The 13,074-nt window shown below is 65.4% G+C and carries 15 protein-coding genes and 1 pseudogene; 1 reads left to right on the top strand and 15 read right to left on the bottom strand.

Translation table 11 applies throughout. The features are described from left to right. Positions 1 to 19: 19 nt before the first annotated feature. From ACFQU4_RS03260 to ACFQU4_RS03205, 12 genes are all read right to left on the bottom strand, one after another. Positions 20 to 910 carry an ABC transporter permease gene (locus ACFQU4_RS03260; RefSeq protein ID WP_377486866.1) on the bottom strand — a complete coding sequence of 297 codons (891 nt, stop codon included), beginning with the start codon at positions 908 to 910 and terminating at the stop codon, positions 20 to 22. A 57-nt stretch (positions 911 to 967) separates the two neighbouring features. Beyond that, positions 968 to 2,260 (bottom strand): BNR repeat-containing protein, encoded by a 1,293-nt coding sequence (locus ACFQU4_RS03255; protein ID WP_377486863.1) that lies wholly within the window; start codon positions 2,258 to 2,260, stop codon positions 968 to 970. Between the two features lie 11 nt (positions 2,261 to 2,271). After that, positions 2,272 to 2,409: a hypothetical protein gene (locus tag ACFQU4_RS03250; protein WP_377486860.1), complete on the bottom strand. Its 138-nt coding sequence runs from the start codon at positions 2,407 to 2,409 to the stop codon at positions 2,272 to 2,274. Between the two features lie 5 nt (positions 2,410 to 2,414). Next, a complete protein-coding gene (locus tag ACFQU4_RS03245) occupies positions 2,415 to 3,320 on the bottom strand; it encodes a LysR family transcriptional regulator (protein WP_377486856.1) in 906 nt (301 codons plus the stop codon). A 102-nt stretch (positions 3,321 to 3,422) separates the two neighbouring features. After that, positions 3,423 to 4,130: a molybdate ABC transporter substrate-binding protein gene (locus ACFQU4_RS03240; RefSeq protein ID WP_377486854.1), complete on the bottom strand. Its 708-nt coding sequence runs from the start codon at positions 4,128 to 4,130 to the stop codon at positions 3,423 to 3,425. Further along, positions 4,127 to 4,759, bottom strand: a complete 633-nt coding sequence (locus ACFQU4_RS03235) for a class II aldolase/adducin family protein (protein ID WP_377486852.1) — start codon at positions 4,757 to 4,759, stop codon at positions 4,127 to 4,129. Before ACFQU4_RS03235 ends, ACFQU4_RS03240 begins: the two co-directional genes overlap by 4 nt. Next, entirely contained in the window at positions 4,756 to 5,970 is a 1,215-nt protein-coding gene (gene otnK, locus ACFQU4_RS03230; RefSeq protein ID WP_377486849.1) for a 3-oxo-tetronate kinase, read from the bottom strand. The genes ACFQU4_RS03235 and otnK overlap by 4 nt, the downstream gene beginning before the upstream one ends. Further along, positions 5,967 to 6,626 carry a hypothetical protein gene (locus ACFQU4_RS03225; protein WP_377486846.1) on the bottom strand — a complete coding sequence of 220 codons (660 nt, stop codon included), beginning with the start codon at positions 6,624 to 6,626 and terminating at the stop codon, positions 5,967 to 5,969. The genes otnK and ACFQU4_RS03225 overlap by 4 nt, the downstream gene beginning before the upstream one ends. Then, on the bottom strand, positions 6,623 to 7,438 hold the full coding sequence (locus tag ACFQU4_RS03220) for a hydroxypyruvate isomerase family protein (RefSeq protein WP_377486843.1): 816 nt from the start codon (positions 7,436 to 7,438) through the stop codon (positions 6,623 to 6,625). Before ACFQU4_RS03220 ends, ACFQU4_RS03225 begins: the two co-directional genes overlap by 4 nt. Beyond that, positions 7,435 to 8,430, bottom strand: a complete 996-nt coding sequence (locus ACFQU4_RS03215; RefSeq protein WP_377486841.1) for a phosphoglycerate dehydrogenase — start codon at positions 8,428 to 8,430, stop codon at positions 7,435 to 7,437. The genes ACFQU4_RS03220 and ACFQU4_RS03215 overlap by 4 nt, the downstream gene beginning before the upstream one ends. After that, a complete protein-coding gene (locus tag ACFQU4_RS03210; RefSeq protein WP_377486839.1) occupies positions 8,427 to 9,212 on the bottom strand; it encodes an NAD-dependent epimerase/dehydratase family protein in 786 nt (261 codons plus the stop codon). The genes ACFQU4_RS03215 and ACFQU4_RS03210 overlap by 4 nt, the downstream gene beginning before the upstream one ends. Continuing rightward, positions 9,209 to 9,952, bottom strand: coding sequence for an N-acyl homoserine lactonase family protein (locus ACFQU4_RS03205; protein WP_377486836.1), 744 nt, complete (start codon positions 9,950 to 9,952; stop codon positions 9,209 to 9,211). Before ACFQU4_RS03205 ends, ACFQU4_RS03210 begins: the two co-directional genes overlap by 4 nt. 169 nt (positions 9,953 to 10,121) lie before the next feature. On the opposite strand from ACFQU4_RS03205, the gene ACFQU4_RS03200 reads away from it, so the two are divergent. Further along, positions 10,122 to 10,802, top strand: a complete 681-nt coding sequence (locus tag ACFQU4_RS03200; RefSeq protein WP_377486834.1) for a GntR family transcriptional regulator — start codon at positions 10,122 to 10,124, stop codon at positions 10,800 to 10,802. Here ACFQU4_RS03200 and ACFQU4_RS03195 read toward each other — a convergent pair. From ACFQU4_RS03195 to ACFQU4_RS03185, 3 genes and pseudogenes are all read right to left on the bottom strand, one after another. Then, positions 10,789 to 11,847 (bottom strand): MFS transporter, encoded by a 1,059-nt coding sequence (locus ACFQU4_RS03195; protein WP_377487342.1) that lies wholly within the window; start codon positions 11,845 to 11,847, stop codon positions 10,789 to 10,791. The genes ACFQU4_RS03200 and ACFQU4_RS03195 overlap by 14 nt on opposite strands. Positions 11,848 to 11,878: 31 nt before the next feature. Beyond that, a pseudogene (locus ACFQU4_RS03190) lies at positions 11,879 to 12,037 on the bottom strand (Gfo/Idh/MocA family oxidoreductase); the annotation flags it as partial. Between the two features lie 18 nt (positions 12,038 to 12,055). Next, on the bottom strand, positions 12,056 to 13,027 hold the full coding sequence (locus tag ACFQU4_RS03185) for a GntR family transcriptional regulator (RefSeq protein WP_377486832.1): 972 nt from the start codon (positions 13,025 to 13,027) through the stop codon (positions 12,056 to 12,058). Positions 13,028 to 13,074 lie beyond the last annotated feature (47 nt).

Raw genomic sequence — 13,074 nt, 5'->3', positions numbered from 1 at the left:
GAGGCAGTTCTGACCTGACTCATCCCTTGTACACCCCTTCCTCACCGAGGCGATGCGCCACCTGGTTGGCCGCCAGCACCAGGGCCAGCGCAACGACGCTCTTCACCAGGCCGACCGCGGCCGAGACGCCCCAGTTCCCGCCGATGATCCCATTGTTGTAGACGTACGTATCGAGCACGTCACTCGCATCCACCCCGACCGCCGACTGTTGCAGGATGATTTGCTCGAAGCCGACCGTCAGCGAGTCGCCCAGCTTCAAGATCAACAGCAGGATGATGATCGGCTTCATCCCGGGCAGCGTGACGTGCCAGGTCTGCCGCCACCGCCCGGCCCCGTCCACTGCCGACGCCTCGTACAGAGACTTGTCGATTTGGGACAGCACCGCCAGAAACAAGATGGTCGCCCACCCGGTGTCCTTCCACATCACCTGCGAAGTCAACAAGGCACGGAACGCGTCGACGTTGCCGATGATGTTGATCACCTCGAAGCCGTTCATCCGCAACCAGTTGTTGATCATGCCGGTCCCGCCCAGCACCTGCTGGAACACGGCGACCACAATCACCCAGGACATGAAATGCGGGATGTAGATGATTGTCTGGACCAACTGCCGAAGCTTGTTCGACAACAGGCTGTGCAGCACCAGGGCCACCACGATCGGGGCCGGGAACACGATCACGGTCTGGATCGCGGTCAGGATCAGCGTGTTCTGGACCGCGTTCAGGAACGCCGGGTCGCCACTGGTGATGATCTTGAAGTTCTCCAAGCCGACCCAGAGACTCTGACCGACCCCGAGATAGGGCTGGTAGTCCTGGAACGCGATCACGTTGCCCCAGAGCGGGTAGTACTGGAACGCCAGGATGATCAGCATGCCCGGTATTGCCAGCAGCAGCACCGGATAGTCACGTCGCAAGCGCGCCGCGAGCGAACGTTTCCGCAGTTCAGGACCTGCTGGAGACTCTGGCACCGTCTACCTGCCGATGTCGAGATCGAGCACCTGAAGGGCGCTGGGCACCCCGGGTTCGGCAGGGGCCCGCTGGACGTACACCGAGAGCACCGCGGACTCGCGCCAGCGGGACTCGTCGACGCGAGGTTCCCCGACGTAGGTATCGCCCGTCCGGTGGAGCTCTCGCCACGTGCCCCAGTTGTCGGCTGCGGAGGCGGTGAGAATCTGCAGCGGACCGCCTGGATCCTTGCCGTGGTAGTCGAGATTCTCCGGTTTGGTGGAAACCAGGATCAGGTTGTCGCCGTGGGCCACCACGGACGGCTTTCGTCCGTAGCAGGGAAGTACCTGCTGGTGCCAGGCCCCGGTGGGTTCACGCCAGTAGTGGACGTAGCGCCATGTGTTCAAGTCGGCCGACGCGGTCGGCGCGGATGGTGGCTGCTGCCACAGCACCACGTGCACGCGACCGCTACCGTCGACGGTTTGGGTGACCTGATTCATCAATCCCCAGCCGTAGGCGATCGGACGAACGGTGATGCCCTGCGATCGAAGATCCATGGGTTGTTGGCCCGAGACCCCGACTTGGCTGCCGTCGTTGCTGCGCCAGGTGTGTCCGCAGTCGTCGCTGTAGGCGTACTGCAGATCGTGGTTGCTGAGTAGGTTCGGGCTCTCCCGCCACACCCAGGTCGTGTGCAGCCGTCCCGCCGCGTCATAGTCGAATCCATTGTGGTAAGCACTCCGCGAGTCGCTGTCCACAAAAACCCCGCGGCCGGTGACAAACTCCCCGAGTACCCGCCAGCCTTCGTGCGGACGGTACTCGGCGAGGTAATTGTCGCCATTGCCGCTCTTGCCGATCCGGTAGTACAGCTGAAGGACGCCGTCGGGTGTGCTGACGAAGATGGGGTACGTGAGCCGATCAAGCTCGACGCCGTCGCTCAGTTCGGACGTGATGGGGCCGAACAGTCCCGGGGACCAGTCGACGGCCTCGGGCGCCGTGGCCGCACCTGGTTGGGATACCCGATAGTGCAGCGGGCTGTTGTGGTGGTCGAAGGCAAGATGGATGGTGCCGTCGGTCGGACAGATGCCGAGCACCGGGACGTTGTGCACGTCATCGTGATTGATCGTGTAGTCGTCGAACGCGATCCGTTGCCAGCTCGCGTCAGACCATTTCCGGCGCGCCACGCACACGCGCCCCTTCTGGTCGACATATGTCGTGAATTGCCAGTTGCCGAGACTGGCGATCGCCTCGACCTGATAGGTCTGTCCGTTGAAGGTCGTGCCAAACTTTCCGGCCTTCAGATTCAGGGCTTCTGATTCCACAATGGAAATTCTCATGAAATGGTATCCAGCTCGTCGGTTCGGGTGCGGTTCGGATCAGCTTGATGCAGCAAACTGATGATGTCGAGGCCATGATCGTGATCATCGCCATCACCGATTCTTATCGGGCCGGAAGGGGGTGTGCGTGACATGAATCTCATCTCAGACGTCTCGTTCCGACCGGCCGCGCACCGTCGCGCATGCAGGCCAGCAGTTCCTGCCCGGCCGGTGAAGGAGTTTGACCACTGGTCCACCACACCCACACGTCCCGCACGGCGGAGTCCGCATCGATGTGTCGGGTCTCGAGGCCGGAGGCCGCGGCCACACCGAGTGACAATTCGTTCGTCACCCCGACGCCCAATCCATGCCGGACGAGTTCGAGGAGTGATTGCGGCTGGATGACTTCGAAGGCAAACGGTGGACGGGTTCCGAGCTCGTGCCAGAGGGGGTGGTTCGGGCTGGCCAGTTCGCCGCATCCCGGCATGATCAGATCGAAGTCCGTCAACGTCTGGAGCGGGATCGGCCCGTTGTGCTCGGCGAGAGGGTGGTCGGACCGGAAGACGACCTTGTACCGTTCCTGCCACAGTGGAAGCCCGCTGAACGATTCCTGGGCTTGGGGTTGGGGGAGGATGACCAGGTCGATGTGGCCCGACAACGCGGCCTTCGAAAGATCACTGACCTGCAGTTCGATCAGGCGGACGGTGATGTCGGGGTACCAGGCACGAAATCCGCTGAGCAGCCCGGGCACGTAGGCGGCCATCGCGCTGGGGTAGGCACCGAGTGTCACAGTTCCCCGACGGATACCGAGTACGTCTGAGACGCTTCCGCGGGCCGCCTCGATCTCTCGGGCGAGAGCTCGCGCGTGTGGGAGAAATACGGCTCCCGCCTGGGTGAGTTCCACCGGCCGGCAGTTGCGGTGCAGGACCGAGGCGCCGAGTTCGCGCTCGAGTGCGGCGACGTGGTTACTGACCGTCGGCTGGGAATAGCCGAGTTGCTGGGCCGCGCGCCCGAATCCCTTCCGGTCCACAATCGTCAGGAAGGTTGTGATCCATTGCATCTCCATCGACGCACCTCCGGTCCTTGCTGTTCGGCGTGTCTAGGTCGGCAGATACCGGCACGTACGGGACTGCCCTGTCTGGGGTGAATGGCACAGCTGATCGGTCCTTCACGATGATTCGGTGTCGATGGGGAGCTGCAATCCGGCGGACTGGTACGCAATGCGAGCTGCCCTGCCGGATAGTGCGCGCAGGAGTTCAGGTGACAACGGATGAGTCCGTACCGACGCCGCGGCCGTGAATCTGGCGTTCTGCTGCAGCTCGTCGGGAATGGGACCGACGATAGACACGCCTGGTACGGCGGCCAGTTCGCTCAGTTGCTGTATGGCGACATCAGCTCGTCCATCGAGTAGCGCCTCCGCCGTGAACCCGCCATCGAGAATCGTGGCTCGGGCGTTGATGTCATCGGTCAAACCGTAGTTCTCGAGAATCGACATGAAATGGATCCCGCTGGCACCCGTTCGGGTGTAGGCGATGGAGCGCGCCCCGGCCACGAATTCGAGGAACGCCGCAGTCTCTTTGATCGGCGGTCCGGGGTGCGGTCCGGATACCGCGTAGCCGATGCTCGAGGTGGCGAGTGCTGTTGTCGATGTGCCGTCGAGAATTCCCTCTTCGACCAGTTTCGCATTGCCGGAGTCGGTGGCGATGACGACATCTGCCGGCTCACCGGCGCGCAGCCGTTCGAGGAGCACGGTCGTGGGATCGAAGACGGCCTCGATAGTCACGTCGTGTTCGGCTTCGAACGCGGGATAGATGCATTCGACGAGAGGGCTGCGCAGTGCGAGGCCGCTGAGGACTCTGATCCGAAGGTGAGTCATGCCATCGTCTCCTGGTTCGAGGCGGGGATCCCCGCCAGTCCGATGCGGTCCTGGAACGGAGCCAGTCGAAGGAAGATCTCGGCGGCGTGTTCGAGCTCCTCGAGCGCGTCGAGGGCCGTCGGCAGGTCGGGTCCGGCAACGACAGGGCCGTGATTGCGCAGCAGCAGTGCGGAATGTGTACCGGCGACCTCGGTGATGACGGATTCGAGTGCGGGGTCGCCGGGCCTCGCGTACGGCAGCAGCGCGACGGCGCCGACGCGCATCGCGAAATACGCTGTCAGTGGAGGAATCGCGGCCACCGGGTCCAGATCATGGAGGCAGGAAACGGCGGTCGCGGCGGTCGAGTGAGTATGGACGACGGCACCAACGTCGGGACGGGATCGCAGGATCGCCAGATGGAGGAAGGCCTCCTTGGTCGGCGAGGGTCCGGCGCGATGGCGTCCGTCCAGGTCCAGAAGGCTCAACTCGTCGGCCTGGAGATCTCCCAGAGACCGGCCGGTGGGAGTGACCAGGCATCCGGTAGCCGTGCGGACGGAGAGATTGCCGGTCCGGCCGTGGGTGAGGCCTCGGCGGTGGATGGTAGCGCCGGTGTCGATCAGCAGACGACGTAGCGCAGCCTCCGTGATCATGCCAGTCCGCCTTCCCTGGTGAACAGGTCGGGCGGGCCGAAGTTGCCGGACTTCAGGAGGAGCCTGGTGCCGGACCGACCGTCGTACAGCCACGGAACTCCGGGCGCGGCTTCCGACTCGACCAGGGTGACTCGCACTCCGAGCGCGTTGATCACGGCGCCCGAGGTCTCGCCGCCGGCCACAATGATGCGCCGCACACCGCGCTCGCGGACCCCACCGGCCAGCCGCCCCGCAATGCGCTCGTACCGGTCGCTCAGGCCGGAGTCGGCCTTCACCCGCTCGGTCGCGGCTTGCGACGAGTAGAAGAGGACGGGCCCGGCCGGGTGCGCGTCGAACCATCCGAGTCCATCGGCGACGAGTTGATCTTCATCCGAGTCAACCATGGCGGCGACGCGGTAATGGGCCCCACCGGCCGCGACGTAGTGATCGATCTGTTCGCAGGTTCTGCGTGAACAACTGCCCGCGATGATCACCGTACGGGTGCCGATCGACGGCGACCTGGTCGGCGTCCCTGGCGCGCTCTGCAGCAAGTGCTCGACCAGCCCGGCTGACCCGGCGGTGAGCGGGGCGTCACCGACCGCCGCAGCGAGAATGGAGAGATCGTCGTCATGGATGGCATCCGCCACGAGATGGCGCACCCCGTCGCGCTGCGCGTCCGCGATCGCGGCTCTGATGGCGGGTTCGCCCTGGCTGATGATCCGGTGGCCTAGCAGCGCGACTCGATGTGGAGTCTGTGCCTGCAGGAGACGAGGCACGGACGAGTCGGTCATGGGGGTGAGCGGGTGCTGGGCCATGTGCGTCTCATTGATCAGGGAATCTCCGACAAAGAGATGACCTTGGTAGACGGACCGCCGATGGCGAGGCGCGCTCGGGGTCGTGACCACCACTGCCGCCCCGAGTGCATCGGCGACGGCGTCAGTGATCGGTCCGATGTTGCCGTCAGCGGTCGAGTCGAAGGTTGAGCAGTACTTGACGTAGAACCGGGTCGCGCCACATTCCTGCAAGGACTTCAGGGCACGCAGCGAGAGCGCCACCGCGTGTTGGCGCTCGGCGGTACGCGTCTTCAGCCCGACCACGACGGCGCCTGCACCGGAGACCTCGGAGGGGTCAACGTCGGCGTCGAAGGCGAGGGCGGTACGGACGCCGCGGCGTGTCAACGCGGCAGCGACATCGGAGGCTCCCGTCGCATCGTCGGCAATGATCCCGATCATCGCGACCGCCCCCCGAGCCGTTGCCGGAGGACTGCCGCTGCGGCGGCCGGACCGGAGAACACCGGGATGCCGAGGGTTCTCAGACCGGACGCCGCGGGAGCGAGCGAATACTGGGCGAGCAGGATCGCGTCGTAGGATCCGGCCGAGTCACCCAGGTTCGGGTCCGCTCCGAGGAGATCGCCTTCCGCCTGGATTTCCCCGATGCGAGCGTCAACCTCGCAGATGAGGCCGGCGCCGGCCATCGCCTGGCTGATCCGGCAGGTCGTGTCCTCGGCGGCAGACGCCAGGGAGGCCAGGACGAGCAGCCGCCGCGGCGCCAGCGCGACGACTTCGGCAAACGCCGACTCGTCGGAGCCCAGGACGGGAACGCCGTTGCTTGCTGATCTTGGGTGGAACGCCGCGGTCGCTGCTCCGAACTGCGAACAGGTCAGGAGTACCGCAGCCGCCCCACCCGAGATGGCGTACCGGATCAGCCGCTCCATCCGGGCCCGGAGCTCGTCGCCGACGCCGCCGTTGGCCTCGGCGTCGGTCAGCAGCCGGTCGTCGAGCAGGTGCCACGGTTCGACCTCCGGGATCTCCGTGATCAAGGCCTCCTCCGCGGGCCGCATCGCTGCCGTGGTCGCGCTGATCAGCGCGACCCGCGGTCCGCCGGTCATGATCGCTCCTCGATGATCTTGGTGATCCAGCGAAGGCTGGTGGCCGTGTCGATCGACGGTCGGTACTCACACCCGATCCAGCCTTCGTAGCCCGAGCGGGCGATCTGCCGCAGCACCGCCGGGTAGCCGATCTCGCCTGTTCCGGGTTCTGCCCGTCCGGGATTGTCGGCGATCTGGATGTGCCGGATGAGGTGGTGCAGGGAGTCGTAGCGCGTGAGCAGATCACCCCGGTCGACCTGGGCGTGGTAGACATCGAAGAGCACTCCGACGACGTCGGCGCCAACCGCCTCCGCGACGTGGGCCGCCACCTCTGCCGAGGCCAAACCGTACGCGGGCTGGTCGCGCTTGTTGATCGCTTCCAGGACCAGTCGGATGTCGCGGCCCCGAGCGCGGTCGGCGGCCCAGGCGATGTTCGCGACGTAACAGGCGAAGGCGCCATCGGGGTCGCACCCCGCCGGCCGGAGTCCAGCCATGACGTGAAGGTTCGGAGAGCCAAGCTCGGTCGCGTACTCGAGCCCCCTGTCGATGCCGTCGCGGAATTCCTTCCTGGCCTCGGGATCGAACGCCGCGCCCATCACCGTCCCCGAGCCCGCCGGGCCGGCCGGTGTGTTGATCAACACCGTCCGGAGCCCGACCGCGTCGAGACGCTGACGCAGTCGTAACGGATCGAAGGCATAGGGCTGTGGGAGCTCGACCGCGGCGAACCCGGCTGACGCTGCGGCCGAGAACCTATCGAGCATCGGCACTTCCGTGAACATGAACTTGAGGTTCGCCGCGAGGCGCAGCGTGCCGTCCGAAGTCTTGATGATCATGATGCGGCTCGGCGGGCGTAGTCGGGATTGACGAGGTTGGGCGGAACCGAACCGCCCAGGGCCGCGATCACGGTCTCGGCAGCCATCGCGCTCGCGGTGGCGCGGGCTTCGAGAGTTGCGCCCGCGATGTGACTGGTCATGAGGATGCCGTCGACACCGCGGAGCGGGCTCGTCGGTGGCGGCGGCTCCTCGGCAAAGACGTCGACCGCTGCCCCGCCGATCGTGCCCGACCTCACGGCTGCCGCAAGGGCTGCCTCATCGACCAGACCACCCCGCGCGGTATTGATGATCAACGCGTGAGACCTCATCGTGGCGAGTGCCTGCGCGTTGATCAGATTTCGCGTTTCATCGTTCAGGTAGAGATGGAGCGTGACGATGTCGGCGCGTCGGAGCAGGTCGGACAGGCATGCCGACTCGATCCCACGGCTTCGGGCGTACTCGTGATCAAGGTGCGGGTCGTGGGCGATCACGTTCAGATCGAACGCCGTGGCGATCCGGGCCACCTCCCGTCCGATCGAGCCGAGACCGACGATGCCGAGGGTTCGGCCGGCGAGCTCCCGCCCGGTCGGCTGGTGCCACTCCCCCACTGACAGTTGCGCCGCGCTCCCAACGATGTTGCGGGAATGCGCGAGCGCGAGGGCGAAGACGTGCTCGGCGACAGCCCTGCGATTGACACCCGGCGTCACGCATACGGGGATACCAAGTCTTGTGGCAGCGGCGATGTCGACGCTGTCAAAACCGACACCGGTACGTACGATGACCCGCAATCGACGGGCTTGAGCGAGGTGCTCGGCCGTCAGCGGCCGGGTCCCGGCGATGATGGCGTCCGCGCGAGCGATCAGCCGATCACGTTCCCCCGGTTCGAGCAGGTCGAGGTCCGGCGCATGTTCAACCGCGCAGCCGATGCGTTCGAGGTTTCGCGATATCTCATCTCCAGGGCGGAGGTATGCCGTGGTGATCAGAACGGTCTGCGAGTTCGGCCCGGTGCTCACCAAAGACCTCCCCGGTAGTCCTCGGCAACCCAGGCGCCACCTTGGAATTCCGGTGGACGGACCGACCGATCAACGGCCGCGGCATGGTCGGCCGCATCGTCCTGGGGCACGAACCCGATGGCACGCCATCCGTGGTCGGCGTTCCACCATCGTTCCGAGTTGGCCGAACAGCCGTAGACGATCTCGTATCCGACGCCGGTGGCCTCGATGGCACACCGGACGAGTTCCGCTCCGTCCCGCCAGCTCAGCCAGAGTGCGAGCTGCCGAACGTCTTCGGGCTCGGGCCGGAAAGTGCCGATCCGGAGACATACGGATTCGATTCCCCATTTGTCATGGTAGAGCCGAGCCAACGCCTCGCCGAATACCTTGGACAAACCGTAATAGGTATCGGGTCTCGGCAGCACTTGCTCGTCGAGAACTTGGCCCGCAGGGTAAAACCCGACGGCATGATTTGAGCTCGCGTAAACGACCCGCCGGACGCCTGCCGTCCGAGCCGCCTCATAGACGTTGTACGTGCCGTGCATGTTATCCCGCTCGATATCGGAATAGCCTGCCTCGTCGGTAGCGGCGGCCAAATGGATGATGACATCCACACCCTTCGCCGCCTGGGTCAGGGCCTCAAGATCGTCGAGCCCGCCGACAACACCGGACTCACCAGTGAGGAGGTCTGAATCGTGTGGCCGGCGCGAATAAAGGACCACCTCGTCGTAGCGACCTTCAAGTCGTTCGCGGATGACACGACCCATCCGCCCCGCACCACCGGTGTAAAGGATCTTGGTCACGGTATCGTCCTCTCCTGATCGCTGGACCCCTGGTCGAGGATGTAGGTGACGCGAGCTTGGGCCGAGTCGATGCGGGTGACCTGCTGACCGTCGAAGGCGAGCCCCGCATCGTGCCCAGGGACAAGGAGATCCCCCTCGCCGCGGAGCAGGGAGCGTAGTCGGTCGATCGATCGACGACTGGCCCGCGGATCCATGGTCGAGTCGGCGACTCCGGTCACCAATTCCCGAAGATTCTTGACCGCGTCGCCGGCAAAAGTGAAAGCTCCCTCGGCCGTCTGGGTAAGAAAGGCCAGATGGCCAGGCGTATGACCCGCGGTGTCGATCACGTGAATTCCCGGCAGCACATCATGATCAGCACGAATTCGACCGACATCGCAGCTCCGCCGCAGGATCTCCTGGACGTGGAGATCAGAAAGATGGACCGACCCAGCAGGCTGTCGCGCTGCCCAGTCGAGTTCTCGGTCCCCCACCCAGAGCTGCGCGTTCGGGAACATCGTGAAGTTTGCGATGTGGTCCCAATGAAGATGTGTGAGCAGAACGTCGGTAATGTCGAACGGGGTGAGGTCCATTGCGGCCAACCGCGTACGAATGAGCGGAATGTATTGCGGTGGCCCGGTGTCGATGAGCACCCTCCGCGAGCGATTCGAGAGCAGCCAAAGACTGCTCCAGCCGAATGCCCCGTGGGATGACGATTGGGCCGGAAAGCCGTTGACGAGCGGGGTAGCGATGTACTCGGTCATGATGCATCCAGGCTCCGCCCGAACGCTGGCTCGATCCGACCCTCCTCGGCATGGACTTGCTTCGGTCGATGGGTGCTGAACGCCGACACGGAAGTCTCCCAGCTCGATCAAATAGTATTGGCTATACTATAGCGGACGCCTGAGTGGCGGGAAACCGAGGTGGGACGACATGCTGAGGGACGTGACCGAGGGTGAAGCCGTACGGCAGCCGCTGGCCGACCAGATGTACCGAGTGCTGCTCGGCCAGCTCATGGACGGCGTTCGGGGCCCCGGCGAGCCGTTGAACATCGGTGCCCTCTCCCGAGAACTGGCCGTGAGCCAGACTCCCCTTCGCGAGGCATTGGCCCGGCTCGAGCACACCGGACTGGTCCGCCGAGAAGCGCTCCGGGGATACCGGGTCGCCTCGGTCATGAGCCTGACCGAAGTCCGGCAGCTTCGCGACGCCCGGCTCGCGATCGAACCCGCGCTGGCCGCGGGAGCCGCGACCCTGGCCACGCCCGAGTTCCTCGCCGCGATCGAGGAGACCCATCAGGAGTTCGACGCATCGGTCGGTGTCGCCGATCGGGACACCGAGGGGTTCCAGGCCTACTGGCGGTCCGACGATCGTTTCCATGGGCTCATCGCCGCTCAGGCCGGGAACCCCTTCCTCGAGTTGGCTTATTCGGCCCTGGCCGGCCAGATTCAGAGGTTCCGCATGTTCTCCAAGATGGGCCGAACCGGTTCGCATCACGCAGCACCCGAACACAACTTGATCATGCAAGCGCTCGCGCAGGGGGACGCCGAGGCCGCCGCAGCCCGGATGCGGGACCACATCACGGGAGCCGCGGCCCGAATCCTCAGTCCCCAGTAACATCAGGTCGTCGCAACGGGAGGTCCGAAGCGACTCCTCGGTCCCTATGGCGACATAGGCGATGGACGAGCATGATCGCCATGATCAGCAAGGTGCCGATGCCGGGCAGGGCTCCGGCGATCACCATGCCCCCCGAGGGGCCGAACTGCTGGACGACACTCCCCAGCAACGGTCCCCCGACGGTGGCCGACCCGAAGTAGACGAGGAAGAAGACACTGACGACCCGCCCGCGGATACCGTCCGGCGCGGCCAACTGAACGGTGGAGTTGGCCGAGGTCGACAGCAGCAGGGTGCCCGCGCCGATACAGAACAAGATCACCCAGAAGGCGAACTCGGACGGCGTCGCCGCCCCGACCACGTACAACGCGGCGAGCACCAGCGCGACGGCCATCAGGGTGCGCAGCCGCGTGCGTCGCAGGCGCCCCGCTATCAGCGCGCCGGACAGCGATCCGACGGCGACGATCGTGGTCAGCAAGCCGTATCCGCCGGGGCCGGAATGAAACACCGAGTGCGCATAGACCGCCAATGTCACCGTCAGGCTGCTGGTGAACATCCCGAACAGACCGATCAGGAGGGTCGGCCAGAGTACGTCCGGCCGGCTGATGGCGCCACGCAGGCCGGCCACGAGTCCCCCACGCTCAATCGGCGCTCGCGGGAGCAGGTGCAACTCACTGGTGCGGATCAGGATCAGGACGACGAGCGGCACCGCAAAACAACCCGCGGCCACGAGAAACGACCAGCCCGTCCCGGCCGTGCTGATCAACACTCCCCCCCATGGCCGGACCGACCATCCCGCAGAGATGCAGCATCGAGGAACTGATGCTGACCGCGCTCCGGAGCTCGGACGGGCCGACCAACTCAATGCTGAAGGACTGCCGGGCCGGGTCACTGAGGCGTCGATGACGCCGAAGCCGACGGCGATCAGCATCACCTGCCAGGCCTGCACCAGCTGTGTGAGGGTCAGGCCGGCGAGCAGCACTGCCAAAGGGATCCCCCCGCCATAGCTGATCAGCAGAATCCGGCGCTTCGGGTAGCGGTCCGCCAGCAGCCCCAGGACGAAAACACACCTTCAAAACTCGGCCGGCTTCGATGGCCGTCTCCATCATCGTTTGGGCCTCGTCGCCCGAGAGAGCGAGCGGCTTCTCGCAGAGAACGTGCCGGCCACCCTCGAGAGCCGCGACCGAAATCGGCGCATGCAGGAAGGTGGGCGTCGCCACGAGGACAACGTCGAGGTCGTCGCGAGCGACGAGGAACTACGCAGGCGCGACCGAGGTCTTCGGCTGATCGCCGATCATGACCGCGAATCCGTCGAGATGGCGTGCCAATCCGTACTCGAACAAGACGTCAAGGTCGGGCGGCTGGTCGTCCGACAGCGTGGCCAGGAGGGGAAACCGTCCACTGGCAAGGAGCTCTCGACGATGGGTTCGCTGGGTTTCGGACCAACGACTCTGCGTCATGCCCGTCGTCCGCTCGGCCGCAGCTTCCTCAGCCTTGGACAAGCCGAGGGCGACGACAAGTGCAGGCAGGGCCAGGGCTTCCTGGAGCCGGACGCCCATCGGGAGGTTGAGCCCGTCGAGCGCTTCCAGGGTCCACTCGGTCTGCGCCATCATGTTGGGGGCCAGCGCGGGCCTGGTGAACGAAACGACCTGAGGCAGCCACAGATGGCGGCGGCAGAGCCGCCACTGCTCGCGGGCGACAAACTCAAGTTTCGCGCGCCATCCCGGTAGACCGCCAACGGGCAGGTCCAACTCGCCGAGAACGTGGTCGGCCATCTGGATCAGCAGTTCCTGCTTGCCGGTGAACTGCCGGTACAGCGACATCGGCCCGAGCTCCAGGGTGGCGGCGAGTCGGCGCATCGACAATGTGTGTAGCCCCTCGGCATCGGCAAGGTCAACGGCGGTGCCAAGGATGCGTGTTCGAAGCAGCTCCTGGTCGAGCGAGTGCGCCGGTCGCACAGCCGAGGAATCGCGGTGAGGGGCACGTCCAGGCTGACGACCGACTTGGGACTTGACGACCGTCCCCGAACCGACCTTCGCCTCCACGAGACCCTCCTCTCGCAGGACGGCTGTCACTTTGGTCGCGGTCGCGATCGCCACGCCCCATTGCTGCGCAATGGCCCTGATGGACGGAACCCGATCGCCGGGGCGGAGCGCGCCGCTGGCGATCCTGGCGCGAATCTCCGCGGCGATCACTCGGTAGGGCGATTCGGGATGCGACGACGGCACGGTTCTCCGATCTCTTTGGGCGCAGACCCGCAGCGGACGAGCCCATA

This window comes from Microlunatus sp. GCM10028923, from assembly GCF_042666975.1.
In the GTDB taxonomy this organism is placed as follows: Bacteria; Actinomycetota; Actinomycetes; order Propionibacteriales; family Propionibacteriaceae; genus Microlunatus.
This window is presented reverse-complemented; position numbering and strand designations above follow the sequence as displayed.